The 16,256-nt window shown below is 70.2% G+C and carries 16 protein-coding genes and 1 tRNA gene; 6 read left to right on the top strand and 11 right to left on the bottom strand.

Annotated elements, in window-relative coordinates; translation table 11 throughout:
* Positions 1–142 precede the first annotated feature (142 nt).
* Positions 143–2,422, top strand: coding sequence for a transglycosylase domain-containing protein (locus ACKUU6_RS21195; RefSeq protein WP_407990134.1), 2,280 nt, complete (start codon positions 143–145; stop codon positions 2,420–2,422).
* Between the two features lie 28 nt (positions 2,423–2,450).
* Here the strand turns inward: ACKUU6_RS21195 and ACKUU6_RS21190 are convergent, their stop codons facing one another.
* A complete protein-coding gene (locus ACKUU6_RS21190) occupies positions 2,451–2,753 on the bottom strand; it encodes a GroES family chaperonin (protein ID WP_184925018.1) in 303 nt (100 codons plus the stop codon).
* 171 nt (positions 2,754–2,924) lie between these two features.
* Positions 2,925–3,263 carry a DUF3618 domain-containing protein gene (locus ACKUU6_RS21185; protein ID WP_407990133.1) on the bottom strand — a complete coding sequence of 113 codons (339 nt, stop codon included), beginning with the start codon at positions 3,261–3,263 and terminating at the stop codon, positions 2,925–2,927.
* 154 nt (positions 3,264–3,417) lie between these two features.
* Between ACKUU6_RS21185 and bcp the strand changes: the two genes are divergently transcribed.
* Positions 3,418–3,894 carry a thioredoxin-dependent thiol peroxidase gene (gene bcp / locus ACKUU6_RS21180; protein WP_407990132.1) on the top strand — a complete coding sequence of 159 codons (477 nt, stop codon included), beginning with the start codon at positions 3,418–3,420 and terminating at the stop codon, positions 3,892–3,894.
* Positions 3,895–3,997: 103 nt separating this feature from the next.
* Here bcp and ACKUU6_RS21175 read toward each other — a convergent pair whose 3' ends face one another.
* On the bottom strand, positions 3,998–6,385 hold the full coding sequence (locus tag ACKUU6_RS21175; RefSeq protein WP_407992188.1) for a chitinase C-terminal domain-containing protein: 2,388 nt from the start codon (positions 6,383–6,385) through the stop codon (positions 3,998–4,000).
* 1,067 nt (positions 6,386–7,452) lie between these two features.
* Here ACKUU6_RS21175 and ACKUU6_RS21170 point away from each other — a divergent pair.
* Positions 7,453–7,536 (top strand) — tRNA-Leu (locus tag ACKUU6_RS21170).
* Between the two features lie 55 nt (positions 7,537–7,591).
* Here ACKUU6_RS21170 and rdgB read toward each other — a convergent pair.
* The 4 genes from rdgB to ACKUU6_RS21150 all read right to left on the bottom strand — a co-directional run bounded on the left by rdgB (position 7,592) and on the right by ACKUU6_RS21150 (position 9,865).
* Positions 7,592–8,200 (bottom strand): RdgB/HAM1 family non-canonical purine NTP pyrophosphatase, encoded by a 609-nt coding sequence (gene rdgB / locus ACKUU6_RS21165; protein WP_407990131.1) that lies wholly within the window; start codon positions 8,198–8,200, stop codon positions 7,592–7,594.
* Between the two features lie 30 nt (positions 8,201–8,230).
* The gene (locus tag ACKUU6_RS21160; protein ID WP_407990130.1) at positions 8,231–8,617 is read right to left on the bottom strand and encodes a hypothetical protein; all 387 of its coding nucleotides are present in this window, start codon (positions 8,615–8,617) and stop codon (positions 8,231–8,233) included.
* A gap of 163 nt (positions 8,618–8,780) precedes the next feature.
* A complete protein-coding gene (gene rph, locus ACKUU6_RS21155) occupies positions 8,781–9,506 on the bottom strand; it encodes a ribonuclease PH (protein ID WP_407990129.1) in 726 nt (241 codons plus the stop codon).
* 125 nt (positions 9,507–9,631) lie between these two features.
* Positions 9,632–9,865, bottom strand: coding sequence for a glucose PTS transporter subunit EIIB (locus ACKUU6_RS21150; protein WP_030060521.1), 234 nt, complete (start codon positions 9,863–9,865; stop codon positions 9,632–9,634).
* A 346-nt stretch (positions 9,866–10,211) separates the two neighbouring features.
* On the opposite strand from ACKUU6_RS21150, the gene ACKUU6_RS21145 reads away from it, so the two are divergent.
* Both ACKUU6_RS21145 and ACKUU6_RS21140 read left to right on the top strand, forming a co-directional pair.
* Positions 10,212–11,501: a PTS transporter subunit EIIC gene (locus ACKUU6_RS21145; RefSeq protein WP_407990128.1), complete on the top strand. Its 1,290-nt coding sequence runs from the start codon at positions 10,212–10,214 to the stop codon at positions 11,499–11,501.
* A gap of 273 nt (positions 11,502–11,774) precedes the next feature.
* Positions 11,775–13,049, top strand: a complete 1,275-nt coding sequence (locus tag ACKUU6_RS21140; protein WP_407990127.1) for a PTS transporter subunit EIIC — start codon at positions 11,775–11,777, stop codon at positions 13,047–13,049.
* A 70-nt stretch (positions 13,050–13,119) separates the two neighbouring features.
* Here the strand turns inward: ACKUU6_RS21140 and ACKUU6_RS21135 are convergent, their stop codons facing one another.
* Positions 13,120–13,866, bottom strand: coding sequence for an MBL fold metallo-hydrolase (locus tag ACKUU6_RS21135; protein ID WP_407990126.1), 747 nt, complete (start codon positions 13,864–13,866; stop codon positions 13,120–13,122).
* A 180-nt stretch (positions 13,867–14,046) separates the two neighbouring features.
* A complete protein-coding gene (locus tag ACKUU6_RS21130; protein ID WP_407990125.1) occupies positions 14,047–14,241 on the bottom strand; it encodes a helix-turn-helix transcriptional regulator in 195 nt (64 codons plus the stop codon).
* Positions 14,242–14,425: 184 nt separating this feature from the next.
* Between ACKUU6_RS21130 and ACKUU6_RS21125 the strand changes: the two genes are divergently transcribed.
* Positions 14,426–14,824, top strand: a complete 399-nt coding sequence (locus ACKUU6_RS21125; RefSeq protein WP_407990124.1) for a type II toxin-antitoxin system PemK/MazF family toxin — start codon at positions 14,426–14,428, stop codon at positions 14,822–14,824.
* Between the two features lie 64 nt (positions 14,825–14,888).
* Here ACKUU6_RS21125 and ACKUU6_RS21120 read toward each other — a convergent pair whose 3' ends face one another.
* Both ACKUU6_RS21120 and ACKUU6_RS21115 read right to left on the bottom strand, forming a co-directional pair.
* On the bottom strand, positions 14,889–15,857 hold the full coding sequence (locus ACKUU6_RS21120) for a PLP-dependent cysteine synthase family protein (RefSeq protein WP_407990123.1): 969 nt from the start codon (positions 15,855–15,857) through the stop codon (positions 14,889–14,891).
* Between the two features lie 76 nt (positions 15,858–15,933).
* Positions 15,934–16,206 (bottom strand): MoaD/ThiS family protein, encoded by a 273-nt coding sequence (locus tag ACKUU6_RS21115; RefSeq protein WP_407990122.1) that lies wholly within the window; start codon positions 16,204–16,206, stop codon positions 15,934–15,936.
* Between the last annotated feature and the right edge of the window lie 50 nt (positions 16,207–16,256).

The following is a 16,256-nucleotide window of genomic DNA, read 5'->3' as shown; positions in this document are numbered from 1 at the left end:
GCGGAGCTGCGTCTGTCCTGCTGCGCTATGTGGTTGTCACCTTTCAACGTACCGCCGGTGCGGGCCGGGCGCAGCCGAATTACCGAGGGCCACGCCTGGTCAAAGCCGTCTGATGGCGGATCAGATCCCAGATAATCCCCCCATGAGCCAGCAGCTGGACCTGCCGCCCACACCCGACGGCCTCGACTGGGAGGACCGCGCCGAGGGCTCCCGGCCCGGCCGGCGCCAGGCCCGGCGGGCCGCCCGCAGGGCCAGGCGGCAGTCGCTGCCCTGGTGGCGGCGGATGGTGCCGACCTGGCGGATGGTGGTCGGCGGCCTGCTCGGTCTGGTCCTGCTCGGCCTCGCGGGCTTCGTCACGCTGTACCTGATCGTCCCTGTCCCCGGCCCCAACACCCAGGCGGTGGCGCAGAGCAACGTCTACTACTACGCCGACGGCAGCACCGAACTGGCCCGCACCGGCTCGGTGAACCGCCAGGACGTGACGATCCGGCAGGTCCCGCCGGACACCCGGCACGCGGTGGTCTCCGCGGAGGACCGCAGCTTCTACCGCAACAAGGGCATCGACCTGCGCGGCATGGCCCGGGCGGCCTGGAACACTGCGACCGGCAAGGGCACCCAGGGCGGCTCCACCATCACCCAGCAGTACGTGAAGAACTACTACCTGACCCAGGACCAGACCGTCGCCCGCAAGGCCAGGGAGCTGTTCATCGCCCTCAAGGTGGACCAGCAGCAGAGCAAGGACGAGATCCTGGCCGGCTACCTCAACACCAGCTACTTCGGCCGCAACGCCTACGGCATCGAGACCGCCGCCAAGGCGTACTACGGCGTAGACGTCTTGGACCTGACCCTCGGTCAGGGTGCCTACCTGGCGGCCCTCCTCCAGGCCCCGAGCGCCTACGACGTGAAGAACAGCACCCCGGCCAACCGGGAGAAGGCGCTGGCCCGCTGGAACTACGTCCTGGACGGCATGGTCCAGCTCGGCTTCCTGGACGCCGACACCCGGGCCGCCACCACCTTCCCCGAGCCGCTCGACCCCCAGCCCGCCACCGGCCTGAGCGGACAGGCGGGCTACCTGGTGGACGTCGCCGACGACTACCTGATCAGCGCGAACGTGCTGGACGCCGCCACCCTGAAGGCCGGCGGCTGGAAGATCACCACCACCTTCGACAAGGCCAGGCAGGACGCCTTCGTCCAGGCCGTCCAGGAGGAGCTGACCGCCGAACTCGACCCCACCGCCCGGCCGGAGAGTGACACCGCGGTCCGGGTCTCCGGTGCCTCGGTCGAACCGGACAGCGGGAAGGTCGTCGCGGTCTACGGCGGCCCCGACTACGCCGAGCAGCAGTACAACGACGCACTCCGGCAGGACAACCAGGTCGGCTCCACCTTCAAGCCGATCGACCTGGCGGCCGGGCTGGAGGGTGAGCACACCACCCGGGACGGCAGGCCGATCACCACCCAGACCCTGTACGACGGCAGCAGCCGCCGCCCGGTCGTCGGCGGCCCCACCACGTACGCCCCGCCCAACGAGGACGACGCCGACTACGGCGCGGTGACCCTGCGGTTCGCCATGATGAAGTCGGTCAACTCGGTCTACGCCCAGGAGGGCGTGGATGCCGGCCTCGACCACGTCCGGCAGACCGCGATCCGGCTCGGCCTCCCGGACACCGTGCCGGGCATGGACCCGGCGAACACCTCGATGACCCTTGGCACCGCCACCCCCAGCGCGCTCGACCTGGCCTCGGTGTACGCCACGCTGGCCGCCCACGGCCAGGCGCACACCCCGTGGTCCGTACTCAAGCTGGAACGCTCCGGCGGCTACTCCGACCTGCCCGAACTCCCCGACCACCCGGCCCGCGCCGCCATCGGCCGGGGCACCGCGGACGCCGTCACCGACGTGCTCCGGGACGTGGTCAGCCCCGCAGGCACCGGCGCCCGCGCCCTGAACCTGGGCCGCCCGGCGGCCGGCAAGACCGGCACCACCGACAGCAACCGCTCGGCCTGGTTCGCCGGCTACACCCCCGAACTGGCCACCGTGGTGGGCCTGTTCCGCGAGGATCCGAAGACCCACGCCAAACTCTCGCTGGCCGGCACGGCCGGCCACAGCCGGATCAACGGCGGCGCCTTCCCCACCGAGATCTGGACCAACTACATGGCAGCCGCCCTCCGGGGCACCCCGGTCCAGACCTTCGACCTCCGCCCCAGCCGGGCCAACACCCAGCCGAGCGCCCCGGCCTCACCCACCCTCAGCCCCACACCCACGCCCACCCCGAGCCCGACACCGTCCGGTCCTGCCTCCGGCTCCCCCTCGCCGACCCGCACACCGTCCGCCACCGCCCCGGCCTCCGCCACGCCACCGGCCACCGGCACCCCGTCCGCCACCCCCGCGCCCCAGCCCGGCCCGAGCGGCTCCCCGAGCCCGTGACCGCCTGGGCCACCAGCGGTGTGGGCCGTCAGAGGTACAGCCCCGTCGAGCCCTCCGTGTCGCCGAACCGGGTCGCCGCCACCGCGTGCAGGTCGCGCTCGCGCAGCAGCACGTACGTCGCGCCCCGGACCTCGACCTCCAGCTTGTCCTCCGGGTCGTACAGCACCCGGTCGCCGGGCTCCACCGAACGGACGCTCTGACCGACGGCCACCGCCTCCGCCCAGGTGCAGCGCTTGGACAGCTCGGCCGTGGCCGGGATCAGAATGCCGCCGGTCGAACGGCGCTCACCCTCGCTGCCCTCGGTCTTCACCAGCACCCGGTCGTGCAGCATCTTGATCGGCAGCTTCGCGCCCAGCCGGTCGTGCCGGGTCTCCTCGTGCTGTACGTTCCGCTCTTCGTTCACGCTCCCGACGGTACCCGCCCGGCCGCAGGGGCGTGACGCTGGCCCGGCATGCGGGAGGGGTCGGACCCGTCAGGATCCGGCCCCTCCAGAGCGCTTCGATCAGCCCCGTCGGCGTCTGCGGGCCGAAGCCACCAGCAGCAGCACCCCGACGCCGACCAGCGCGGCCGGGACGATCCGCTCCTTGCGCGGCTGCCCCTTCTCGTCGGTGAACTGCCCCTTCAGCTGCTCCACCGCACCGCTCGCGGCGACGTACGCCCGGCCGGCCTTCTCCTCGACCGAACCGAGCAGCCTGGCCTTGGTCTGCGCCGCGATGGTGCTCGGGTGCACCCGGACCGCGAGCTCGTCCAGGGTCGTCGCGAGCTGGGTGCGGGTCCGCGCGATGTCCGCCTCGATCTGGGCGGTCGTCCGCGCCGCCTTGTCTGTCCCGGCCTTGCCCACTCGGGCCACCCCTTCACTGGTTGCGTCCGTCAGCGTCCGATACGACAGGTGTCAGTCTGTCAGCTCCCGGCCCGGCCCGCGCAGTGCCACCCACCAACAGGGGTAGGTTTGCGGCTGGTACGACCCACGAGTCCGCACGAGGAGAAGTCCCACCATGAGCGAGCGCCTCCAGCCCGGCGACCCCGCCCCCGCCTTCACCCTGCCCGACGCCGACGGCAACCAGGTCTCCCTCGCCGACCACCTCGGCCGCAAGGTGATCGTCTACTTCTACCCCGCCGCCCTGACCCCCGGCTGCACCAAGCAGGCCTGCGACTTCACCGACAACCTGGAGGTCTTCGCGGGCGCCGGGTACGACGTGATCGGCATCTCCCCCGACAAGCCGGCCAAGCTCGGCAAGTTCCGCGAGGCCGAGAACCTCAAGGTCACCCTGCTGGCCGACGAGGACCACGCGGTTCTGGAGGCGTACGGCGCCTACGGCGAGAAGCAGAACTACGGCCGCACCTACACCGGCGTGATCCGCTCCACCGTGATCGTCGACGAGCAGGGCAAGGTCGAGCACGCCCTCTACAACGTCAAGGCCACCGGCCACGTCGCCAAGCTGCTCCGCGACCTCAAGGTCGAGACCGTCTGACGCCCGGCCGGGCACGACCCTGACGCCCCGCCGGGCACGACGAAGCGGTGGCGGTGCACCCCCCGACCGGGTGCACCGCCACCGCGTCTCTCACCTCGTCAGGTCAGCAGACCCCGAGGTCGTTCCAGACGCCCCACTGACCGGTGGTCGAGGGGTCCTCTCCGGTGGTCCACCACTTGTTGGTGTACTGGTGGCCCTTCCAGGACACCTTGGTGCCGGTGGTGGCGTAGACGGCACCCGCGCTCCAGCTCGGAGCGGTGCAGGTGCCGGTGCTCGGGCTCGGGCTGCTGCTCGGGCTGGTGCTGGGTGAGCTGCTCGGGCTCGACGACGGGCTGCTCGACGGCGAGCTGCTCGGCGAGGAGGACGGGCTGCCGGACGGGGAGCCGGACGGGCTGCCCGACGGCGAGGAGGTCGCACCACCGGTGCCCCGGGTCAGGTCGCCGGTCAGGCCGTACAGGGTGCCGCCGACGTTCACGGTCCAGTTCGCCGGGGTCGAGACCGGCAGGTAGTAGGTGAAGTCGATGTCCACCGAGGCGCCGGGAGCCAGCGACTGCCAGCCGGGCAGCGAGACCGAGACCCGGTTGTAGACGCCCTTCAGGCCGCCGACGTTGTTGGTCGCGGTGTGGTCCTGGCGGATCACCTTGAGGCCGAAGCCCGACTGGTCCTTGGCGTTGCCGGGGGCCGAGTTGGAGTAGTCGAACTGGAACTCGGTGCCGCCCGGCAGGGTGACGGCCGAGTTGTTGACCAGGTGGATCTTCGGGTTGATCGGGTAGTTCGAGTCCCCCAGCGCGAAGTTGGTGAAGGACACGTCGATCGGCAGGGTCTGCTGCGGTAGCGCGATGGTGGAGCGGGTCGCGCCGTACGCGGAGGCGGCCTTGAACTTGTCGTACATCAGCGAGGTCAGGGTCGAACCCTGCACGTACTCGCCCTTGCCGCCGTTCGCGGTGGCGTCCCAGCGGTAGTCACCCGCCAGCTCCCAGATCATGGTGCCACCGGCACCCTGGTTGACGATGTAGTCGGCCTTGGCCGCCACCGACTCCTCGTCCTCGGTGGACAGGAAGACCTTCTTGGTGTCGTTCCAGAGCCACGGCGCGACCAGCGAGGAGCTGTAGTTGCGGGTGTACGTGCCCTGCAGCGCGGTGTCGGTGAGCTTGTACTTGGAGAGGTAGTCGGGGACGACGCCCTTCTCCAGGTTCTTCGCGTGCCACATCGGGTTCGAGCCGGCCGGGGCCTCCTTGCCCGCGTCGTCCAGGTCGTGCCACAGGTTGTCGATGCCGACGGCACCGTCACCACAGGTGGTCAGACCGGCGCCCACCGGGCAGGTGCTGGTCGAGGACGTGCCCCAGAGGCCGTTGGTGCCACCGGTGACGTTCTTGAAGCCGCGGGTGTAGTACGGCAGGCCCATGTTGATCCGGCCGCCCGGCATCGCACCGCGGAAGTAGTGGTACGCCCAGTCGGAGTTCAGGTAGCCGATGCCGCCGTACTGCGCCGTGGAGTAGACGTTCGCGGAGGCCAGCTCGGCGTCCTTGCCGTCGTCGTACAGCGAGGCGTTCGGGCCGACGTACTTGTTCCAGGCACCGTGCAGGTCGTACGACATGATGTTGACGTAGTCCAGGTACTGGGTGACCGGGAACGTCTCCATCCCGCGCAGCAGGTAGCCGGAGGACGGCGAGGCGATCGACAGCAGGTAGTGCTTCCCGTCGGCGGCGCCCGCCCGGTCCAGCTTCTCCCGCAGGGTCTTCAGCAGCGCCGCGTACCCCTTGACCAGCGAACCGCGCTTGGCGTTCGCGGCGGTCCAGTCGAGCGGGTTGCCCGCGTCCTTCATCGAGGTCGGGTACTCGTAGTCGATGTCGACGCCGTTGAAGCCGTACTTCTTGATGAAGTCGACCGAGGAGTCCGCGAAGGTGTTGATGCCGGCCTGGTTGACCGAACCGTCCGCGTTGACCGTCATCGAGTAGAAGCCACCCGAGTTGACGCGGCTCCCGTCGGCACCGAAGTAGCCACCGGTCTCGGCCCAACCACCTACCGAGATCAGGGTCTTGACGTTCGGGTACTGCTTCTTGAACTTGCTCAGCAGGTTGAAGTGACCCTTGTACGGCAGCGTCGGGTCCATCTCCGCGCCGGGCACGCCCGGGAAGGTGATCCCGGTGGCCTCGTTGGTCGCGGTGTCGTCGCCGACCGAGAGCCTGTTGCCGCCGTCGACGTGGCCGAAGGCGTAGTTCAGGTGGGTGACCTTGTCCCACGGGACGTTGTTGACCAGGTAGGCGGGCGTGCCGTCCTTGCCGGTGCGCCAGCCCGTGAAGTAGCCGATGATGCGGCGCTGGTGGTCGGCGCCCATCTTCTCGCGGCCCGCGGTGTCGTACACGCTGCAGTAGGGCACGTCCACGCCGGGCGTGGTGTACATCCCGTCAGGGCGACAGGCCTGGTTGTCGACGGCGGCCGCCGCCTGCGAGGGCGCCGTACCGAGCGTGGCGACCAGCAGACCGGCCAACCCGGCGGCGGCAGCGGTGGCGAACGCCGCCCGCCTGCCGGACGTCTGACGGCCCGCAGCGCTGGGACGCCGCTCCGTCGTGGATCGGATCAACACTCGGTCCTCCAGGGGAGAGTGCCGGCGCGCACTGTGGGGGGCGCGCAGTGGGGGAGGTCGGACACACCACAGCCGCCAACCGGCCAACTCCCGGCTGCCGCGCTGCAGATTGGCGCGAAGCTATGTGGTCTGAACCACCTAGGTCAATAGGTCTGTACCAATCGGTAGCCATCCGAAACCTGCCCCGCCCCGCGCTCCCCACCACCGGACCATCCCGCGTCCTTACGCCCCAGCACTCGTTCGTACCCATGGGGGACGAGTGCACAACTGAGCCCGGAAGAGACGAACATGACGAACCGCTACACCCGCGAACTTCTGACGGACACCGCAGCGACGGTCGCGTCGATCGACCAGCTGCTGCTGGCACTCGGCCGCGACCCCGGCCGGAGCAACCGCAAGTACCTCTGCCACCGGCTCACCAGCTACGGGATCGACGTCTCCCACTTCGTGCCGAGGGGCACCGTCGACACCCGAGAGCTGCTGGAGGAGGCCGTGGCCGTCTGCCACAGCGTGGCCGGGGTGGTGCGCCATCTTCACCAGCGCCAGGCGGGCGGCGGATCAAGGCGCTCGGAATCGACACCTCACACTTCACCGGGCAGGCGCACGACCGGGGAGTGCGGTCCGCACGACGCCTTCGCCCGGACCAGGTGCTCGTGCAACGGCCCGCCGATGCCAAACGCCTGCCGGGCTCCCGGATCCGCAAGGCACTGCTCGAACTCGGTCGTCCGGACGCCTGCCAGGACTGCGGGACCGGCCCCGTCTGGCAGCGGAGACCACTCACCCACGAGGTCGACCACATCAACGGGGACTGGTCGGACAACCGGCCCGACAACGTCAGGCTGCTCTGTCCGAACTGCCATGCCGTCACGGACACCTACTGCGGTCGGAACAGGGGTCGCCGACGGACCGGCCGACTCTGAAGGTCGGCTGCTCCGCGCCCTGCCACCTGTAGCATGATGGCTGCTGTACGGGCGGCCTTGGCGTAATCGGCAGCCGCGCGGGTTTTAGGTGCCCGTGAGGGAAACCTCGTGAGGGTTCGAGTCCCTCAGGCCGCACAGAAACGGAAGGCCCCCGCCTCGGCAGGGGCCTTCCCTCGTGCCCGACGGACCATCAGCCCAGCAGCTCCCGCGCCACCGGAGCGAGCGCCCGGAATGCCTGGCCGCGGTGGCTGATGGCGTTCTTCTCGGCGGGGGTCAGTTCGGCGCAGGTGCGGGTCTCGCCGAGGGGCTGGAGGATCGGGTCGTAGCCGAAGCCGCCGTCGCCCGAGGGGGTGGTGCGGAGGGTGCCGAGGAGCCGGCCCTCGACCACCCGCTCGGTGCCGTCCGGCAGAGCGAGCGCGGCGGCGCAGGCGAAGTGCGCTCCCCGGTGCGGCTCGGCGATGTCGCCGAGCTGGGCGAGCAGCAGCTCCAGATTCGCCCGGTCGTCGCCGTGCTTGCCGACCCAGCGGGCGGAGAAGATGCCGGGGGCGCCGTTGAGCACGTCCACGCAGAGCCCGGAGTCGTCCGCGACGGCGGGCAGGCCGGTGGCGCGCGCCAGCGCGTGCGCCTTCAGCAGGGCGTTCTCGGCGAAGGTCACGCCGGTCTCGCGGACGTCCGGGATCTCCGGGTAGGCGTCGGCGCCGACCAGTTCCACGTCGAGTCCGGCCGTGCCGAGGATGGCGCGCAGCTCCGCAACCTTGTGCTGGTTCCGGGTGGCGAGGACGAGGCGTCGGGTAGTCATGCCGACCACCCTATGCGCGCCGACGCCTCGTCAGCCGGTGCAGGCCTTGGACAGGTTGGAGGCCGCGTCGCCGAGCGGCTTGAGGTCGGGGACCTGCTTGGCGTTGATCGCCGCCTGGGTCTTCTCGACCTGGGTCTGCAGGTCGGTGATCGCCTTGCTGACGTCGGTGTCGCTGGAGTTGCGGCCCAGCTCGTCGAGGTCGGTCTTGAGCTTCTGCAGGGCCTGCCCGGCGGCCTGCGGGTCATCGGCCGCGTTGCCGTACGCGCTGCTCACGTTCGCGAAGTCGGTGCTGATCCGCACCGCCGTGTTTCCGCAGTCGAGCGCCTTCTGGGCCGCCGAGCAGCCCACCGCGAGCGGCAGCAGGAGCGCGAGCGCGGCCACCGACAGGGTGGTGGAACGGTTGATGCTGAGGGGCATCGAAGGTCCTCCGTTGTGAAGACACTGGGGCAGGTCCGACAGTCAGCAGGACGACGGCGCGACCGCCGCCGGTTCCCGTACCGTGCCGACGGCCCGAACCGTACGGGCTCCGGGGCTGCCTGTACAGCGGCCGTTCCCGGAGCCCGTGCGGTCCGACGCCCGGTCAGCCCTCGAGCACCTTGCGCTGGATCTCGTCCAGCTCGGCGCAGCCCAGCGTGCCCAGGTCGAGCAGCTGGTCGAGCAGCGCGCGGTCGAACGGCGCGCCCTCGGCGGTGCCCTGGACCTCGACGAAACGGCCGTCGGAGGTGCAGACGATGTTCATGTCGGTCTCGGCCCGGACATCCTCCTCGTAGCGGAGGTCGAGCATCGGGACGCCGTCGATGATGCCGACGCTGACCGCGCTGACACCACCGGTGATCGGCTGGCCCTTGGCGCGCAGCAGCTTCTTGTCGCGGGCCCAGGAGACCGCATCCACCAGCGCCACGTACGCGCCGGTGATGGCCGCGGTGCGGGTGCCGCCGTCGGCCTGGAGCACGTCGCAGTCGAGCACGATGGTGTTCTCGGCGAGCGCGCGGTGGTCGACCACGGCGCGCAGCGAACGGCCGATCAGGCGGCTGATCTCGTGGGTGCGGCCGCCGATCTTGCCGCGGACCGACTCGCGGTCGCCGCGGGTGTTGGTGGCGCGCGGGAGCATGGAGTACTCGGCGGTGACCCAGCCCTCACCGGTGCCCTTGCGCCAGCGGGGGACGCCCTCGGTGACGCTGGCGGTGCAGAGCACCTTGGTGTCGCCGTAGGAGACCAGGACGGAGCCTTCGGCGTGCTTGCTCCAACCTCGTTCGATGGTGATCGGGCGGAGCTGTTCGGGGGTGCGGCCGTCGATGCGTGACATAGGCACCGAGCCTAGCCGTTCCCGGCGGAGGGCCGGAAAACGCCGCGGCCCCGGGAAGTGCTGCGGCCCGTCACCCCCGAACGGGGGTCACGGGCCGCAGCGGGTGGGACCAGGACTGTCTCAGCTCACATCATGTCTTCGATGTCCGCAGCGATCGGGTCGGCGTCGGTGCCGATCACGACCTGGATCGCGGTGCCCATCTTCACGACGCCGTGGGCGCCGGCGGCCTTCAGCGCGGCTTCGTCGACCAGGGAGGCGTCCTTCACCTCGGTGCGCAGCCGGGTGATGCAGCCCTCGACCTCTTCGATGTTGTCGATGCCGCCGAGACCGGCGACGATCTTCTCAGCCTTGCTGGCCATGTCTTTCTCCCTCTGTCTCGGCTCCCGGCAGCTCTGCCCGGTGCCGTACCGCTCGGTGCTGGTGGCTGTCGTCGGAAGGTGACGCGGACTCAGTTGCCGCGCCTACGACAGCGCGCGACCAGCATCGCCCGAGTTCGACCGACTTGCCACGTTAGTTCACGTTCGGCTCAGCAGGACGCGCGCGTTGCCGATCATCGTCACAGGATGACGATCAGGTAGGTCCTCGGACCCGACGCGGCCACTCTGCCCCGAAGTGGTCTACACCAATCCTAGGTGCACTTCGGGCGGCGCGGAAACGCCCACCGGCGTTCCGGGCCCGGACACATCCGGCACTCGGAGGACGATGATGAGTTCGGCAGGCGCCACGGCCCCGCAGACGCAGTGGTGGCACGGCCTCTACGGGGGCCTGCAGAAGATGGGGCGGAGCCTGCAGCTCCCGGTCGCGGTCCTGCCCGCCGCCGGCATCCTGAACCGGCTCGGCCAGGACGACGTCTTCGGCAAGGACGGCCTCGGCTGGAACAACGTGGCCAAGGTCTTCGCGGCGGCCGGTGGCGCCCTGCTCGACTCCAGTCTCGGTCTGCCGCTGCTCTTCTGCATCGGTGTGGCGATCGGCATGGCCAAGAAGTCCGACGGCTCGACCGCGCTCGCGGCGGTGGTCGGCTTCCTGGTCTACTACAACGTGCTCCGGGCCTTCCCGGCCGACTGCGCAGGCGCCACCACGCTGATCGGGAACCAGTGCGTGGACTACACGTCGAAGAAGGCGGCGAACGCCGTCTACCAGAATCCCGGCGTGCTCGGCGGCATCCTGATCGGCTTAGCCTCGGCCTGGCTCTGGGTCCGCTACCACCGCACCAAGCTGGTCGACTGGCTCGGCTTCTTCAACGGCCGCCGCCTGGTCCCGATGATCACCGCGCTGTTCGGCCTGGCGTTCGCCTGCCTCTGCCTCTGGGTCTGGCCGCCAGTCGGCGACAGGCTGACCGACTTCAGCCAGTGGCTCTCCGACCTGGGCGCCTGGGGTGCCGGCCTGTTCGGTCTGGCCAACCGCGCGCTGCTGCTGATCGGCATGCACCAGCTGCTGAACACCTTCCTCTGGTTCCAGTTCGGCGACTACACCAAGTCGGACGGCTCGGTGGTCCACGGCGACATCCCGCGCTTCCTGGCGGGCGACCCGACGGCCGGCCAGTTCACCTCCGGCTTCTTCCCGATCATGATGTTCGCGCTGCCCGCCGCCGCCCTGGCCATCGCGCACTGCGCCAAACCGCACCGGCGCAAGGAGATCACCGGTCTGATGCTCTCGCTCGGCCTGACCTCCTTCGTCACCGGCGTGACCGAGCCGATCGAGTACTCCTTCGCCTACATCGTCCCCGCGCTGTACGCCGTGCACGCACTCCTGACCGGCGTCTCGATGGCGGTCACCTGGGCCTTCGGCGTGCACGACGGATTCAGTTTCTCGGCGGGCCTGATCGACTACGTCATCAACTGGAGCCTGGCCACCAAGCCGTGGCTGATCATCCCGATCGGCCTGGTCTTCGCGGTGGTCTACTACCTGCTCTTCCGCGTCATCATCACCAAGTTCGACCTCAAGACCCCCGGCCGCGAGGACGAGGACCAGGTCGACGACGTCACGAAGGCCTGACGCCCGCCCCGCTGGAATTCCCCCTGCGGCGGCGGAACCCATTTGTTGCGCAACTCGCCAAAATGCCGATTGCGGCCGGTGCGCATGATCGGCAATCGGAAAGAAGGTTTCGATTCAGTAGCGCTTCCGGCCACACGGCTTCCTGGGGTTCCGGCCCCCCTCTCGGCATGCTAGAAAATTGGTCTACGCCACTAGTGGTGTAGACCAGTTCGCGGTTCGGCCCCCGATGCTCCTCCCCCGACCGAGCCGCCCTGCCGTTAGGAACCACCCCCCATGACTACGACTGCGAAGGCACCGGCGCCCGCCGCGGCACCGGTCCCCTCCCCGGGCAAGAAGTTCGGGCAGAACCTGCTCCAGGGCCTGCAGAAGATCGGCCGCAGCCTCCAGCTCCCGATCGCCGTGCTCCCGGCGGCGGGCATCCTGCTGCGCCTGGGCCAGGACGACGTCTTCGGGCCGAAGGGTCTCGGCTGGAACAAGGTCGCCGAGGTCTTCGCAGCGTCCGGCGGCGCGGTGTTCGACTGGATGCCGCTGCTGTTCTGCGTCGGCATCGCGATCGGCTTCGCCAAGAAGGCCGACGGTTCCACCGCCCTGGCCGCACTGGTCGGCTTCCTGACCTACCACAAGGTGCTCGAGGTCTTCCCGAAGACCTCGGCGCAGATCCTGCCCGGCAAGGACATCGCAGCGGTCGCCCAGGACCCGGGCGTCCTCGGCGGCATCGTGGTCGGCCTGATCAGCGCGATGCTCTGGCAGAAGTACCACCGCACCAAGCTGGTCGACTGGCTCGGCTTCTTCAACGGCCGCCGCCTGGTCCCGATCATCATGGCCTTCGTCGGCACCGCCCTGGGCGTCGTCTTCGGTCTGGCCTGGGGGCCGGTCGGCACCGTGGTCGACAACTTCAGCGGCTGGGTGATCGGTCTCGGCGCCGGCGGCGCCGGAATCTTCGGCCTGGTCAACCGCGCCCTGCTGCCGGTCGGCATGCACCAGTTCCTGAACACCTTCTTCTGGCAGCAGGCGGGTTCCTTCCAGGACACCGCCGACAAGGTCGCCCACGGTGACCTGAACCGCTTCTTCGCCGGTGACCCCAGCGCCGGTCAGTTCATGTCCGGCTTCTTCCCGATCATGATGTTCGGCCTCCCGGCCGCCGCGCTCGCGATCGCGCACGCCGCCCGCCCGGAACGACGCAAGGTCGTGATGGGCATGATGATGTCGCTGGCGCTGACCTCCTTCGTCACCGGTATCACCGAGCCGATCGAGTTCGCGTTCATGTTCATCGCCCCGGCGCTGTACGCGGTCCACGCCGTGCTGACCGCCGTCTCGATGGTCGTCACCTGGGCCCTCGGGGTGCACCACGGCTTCACCTTCTCGGCCGGGGCGCTGGACTACTTCCTCAACTGGCACTTCGCCACCAAGCCTTGGTTGATCATCCCGATCGGCCTGGTCTTCGCGGTGGTCTACTACGTGCTCTTCCGCTGGGCGATCGCCAGGTTCAACCTGCCGACCCCCGGCCGGGAGACCGACGAGGAGCTCGAGGAGCTCACCAAGGCGTGAACGCCTGACCGCTTCGACGGAAGGCCCCTGCCCGGCAACTGCCGGGCGGGGGCCTTCCGTTGCCGGAGGGTCAGAGCTGGTAGACCGCACCCGGGCGGGCCAGTTCGACCGGGCCGCCGTACACCGCGGCGGCGTCGCGCCGGTTGACCTCGGGGTCCGTCCACGGCGGGATGTGGGTGAGCACCAGCCGGCCGACCCCGGCTGCGGCGGCGTGCTCGCCCGCCTCCCGGCCGTTCAGGTGGACGTCCGCGACGGTCTCCTTGCCATGGGTGTAGGCCGCCTCGCAGAGGAACAGGTCGGCCCCGCGGGCCAGTTCGACCAGCGCCTCGCACTCGCCGGTGTCGCCGGAGTACACCAGGCTGCGGCCGCCGTGCTCGATCCGGAAGGCGAAGGTCTCCACCGGGTGGCTGACCCGGACCGTCGTGACGGTCAGCGGGCCGAGCCGGAAGTCGCCCTCGGCCAGCGTGCGGAAGTCGAAGACCTCGGTCATTCCCGGCTGCTCGGGCATGTCGTACGCCCGGGCCAGCCGCTCGGCGGTGCCCGCGGGCCCGTACACCGGGACGGACGCGGGGCACCCCTCCAGCCGGTAGTTCCGGGCGACCCAGTAGGCGCAGAGGTCGATGCAGTGGTCCGCGTGCAGGTGGCTGAGGAGCACTGCGTCGATGTCGTACAGGCCGCAGTACTTCTGCAGGGCGCCGAGCGCGCCGTTCCCGAGGTCGAGCACCACCCGGTAGCCGTCGGCCTCGATCAGGTAGCTGGAGCAGGGCGACTCGGCGGACGGGAAGCTTCCCGAGCACCCCACCACGGTCAGTTTCATGCCGAGCCCCTCCACCCCGATGGGTCATGGTCCGTGCCTGCGGAGCTACCTGGTGGTAGCGGCCGGCTGCCAGACGAGAGTAAGGGCCGGGAGGCACTTTGCCCCCGTCTCCGTGCCGTGCTGTGGCTGATGTCACCAGAACGGGGCGCGCCGGGGACGGGGGCGGGACGGACGGGAGTGTCAGCGGTTGCCGGGGCGGCTCCGGGCCCAGGCGCGGATGGTGCCCGCGAGCCAGCGGGGATGGCCGTTGCCGTCGATCATGTCCGGTTCGGGCAGCAGGCCGTGCCGCCGGTAGTTGCGTACGGTGTCGGGCTGCACGTTGATGTGCCGGGCGATCTCGGTGTACGACCACAACTCGTCGCTGCGTGAGGACATCTGGGCCACCTTCAGGGAGGGTTCCGAGGGCTGCTGTCGGGAGCTCGCGATCAGCTTTTCCGGCCCAACGAGAATCTTTAGTGCAGAAGGGACTCCGTGGTCGTTCCGTGACAAATCAGCAGCACCAAACGGATAAATGCTCAACTGTCACAGCCGAACCGGGACGTGGTTGTACGGTCTGCGGATGGAGAAGTGGCTGATAGCAGCGTTGGTCGTGCTGGTCCTGCTCGCGGCCCTGGTCGCCGCCCGCCGCCGGCGGGGTGCCCCGGCCGGCGGTCCGGTGGCCCGCGAGGTGTGGTGGGCCGAAGTGCCGTTCGAGGACGGGCCGGGGACGAAGGACCGGCCGTGCCTGGTGCTGCGGGTGAACCGGCGGACCGCCACCGTCGCGAAGATCACCAGCAAGCGGCACGACGACCGTCCCGGCGTGCTCGCCCTGCCGGCGGGCGCGGTCGGCGACCGGCAGGGCCGGGCCAGCTGGCTGGAGACGGACGAGCTGCGCGAGGTGCCGCTGCGCGCGTTCCGCCGCCGGGTCGGGCCACTGGACGGACCGACCTGGACGAAGGCCCAGCGGGCGCTGCGCTGAACGACGGACGGCGCGGCCCCCGCCCGGCGGGAGCCACGTCGCACGCGGAACGACTGACGGACCGTCAGGCCCAGAGCTGGCCCTGCAGCACCTCGACGGCCGCCTCGGTCGACTCGGCCGTGTAGATGCCGGTGGAGAGGTACTTCCAGCCGCCGTCGGCGACCACGAAGACCACCTCCGCCCGCTCCCCGGCCTGGGCGGCCTTGCGGCCGGCCCCGATCGCGGCGTGCAGGATGGCGCCGGTGGAGACGCCCGCGAAGATGCCCTCCAGCTGGAGCAGTTCGCGGGTGCGGCGGACGGCGTCCGCCGAGCCGACCGAGAACCGGGTGGTGAGCACCTCGGCGTCGTACAGCTCGGGGACGAAGCCCTCGTCCAGGTTGCGCAGCCCGTACACCAGGTCGTCGTAGCGCGGCTCGGCCGCGACGATCCGGACGCCGGGTACCTTCTCGCGCAGGTAGCGACCGACGCCCATCAGGGTGCCTGTGGTTCCGAGGCCCGCCACGAAGTGGGTGATGCCGGGCAGGTCGGCGAGGATCTCCGGGCCGGTGCCCGCGTAGTGCGCCCCGGCGTTGTCCGGGTTGCCGTACTGGTAGAGCATCACCCAGTCCGGGTGCTCGGCGGCGATCTCCTTGGCGATCCGGACGGCGGTGTTGGAGCCCCCGGCGGCGGGCGAGGGGATGATCTCCGCGCCCCACATCCGGAGCAGCTCGCGCCGCTCCTCGCTGGTGTTCTCCGGCATCACGCAGACCATCCGGTAGCCCTTGAGCTTGGCCGCCATGGCGAGCGAGATGCCGGTGTTGCCGCTGGTCGGCTCCAGGATGGTGCAGCCGGGGGTGAGCAGCCCCGCCGCCTCGGCCCGCTCGATCATGTGCAGCGCCGGCCGGTCCTTGATAGAACCGGTCGGGTTGCGGTCCTCCAGCTTCGCCCACAGGGTCACCAGACCGTCCCCGTTGCCGGGCACGGCGGCGGAGATCCTGGGCAGGCGGACCAGCGGAGTGTTGCCGACGGCTTCGAGCGGGCTGTCGTACTTCATCGGGCGGAGCCTCCGGCAGGTCGAGGAGCGGGACGGGGTGCGGAGGGGCCGCGGACCCCCGGCGGTCGGAGGGGTCTCAGCCGCCGGCCACGGCAGGGAGGATGGTGACACTGTCACCGTCGGCCAGTCCGGTGCCGATGCCCTCCAGGAAGCGGACGTCCTCGTCGTTCAGGTAGACGTTGACGAAGCGGCGCAGCTCGCCGCCGTCCAGCAGGCGGGCGGCGATGCCCGGGTGCCGGGCGTCCAGGTCGGCGAACAGCTCGCCGAGGTTGGCACCGGCGCCCTCAACGGCCTTCTGGCCGTCGGTGTACGTGCGGAGGATGGTCGGGATGCGGACCTCGATGGCCATGGCTGCGCTCCTGATCGGGTGAGTTCGGGTGGCCGCGGGCGCGGCGGGGA

The organism is Kitasatospora sp. CMC57, from assembly GCF_045866025.2.
Lineage (GTDB): Bacteria > Actinomycetota > Actinomycetes > Streptomycetales > Streptomycetaceae > Kitasatospora.
The sequence above is the reverse complement of the archived record's forward strand: the minus strand, read 5'-3'. Positions and strand labels throughout refer to the sequence as shown.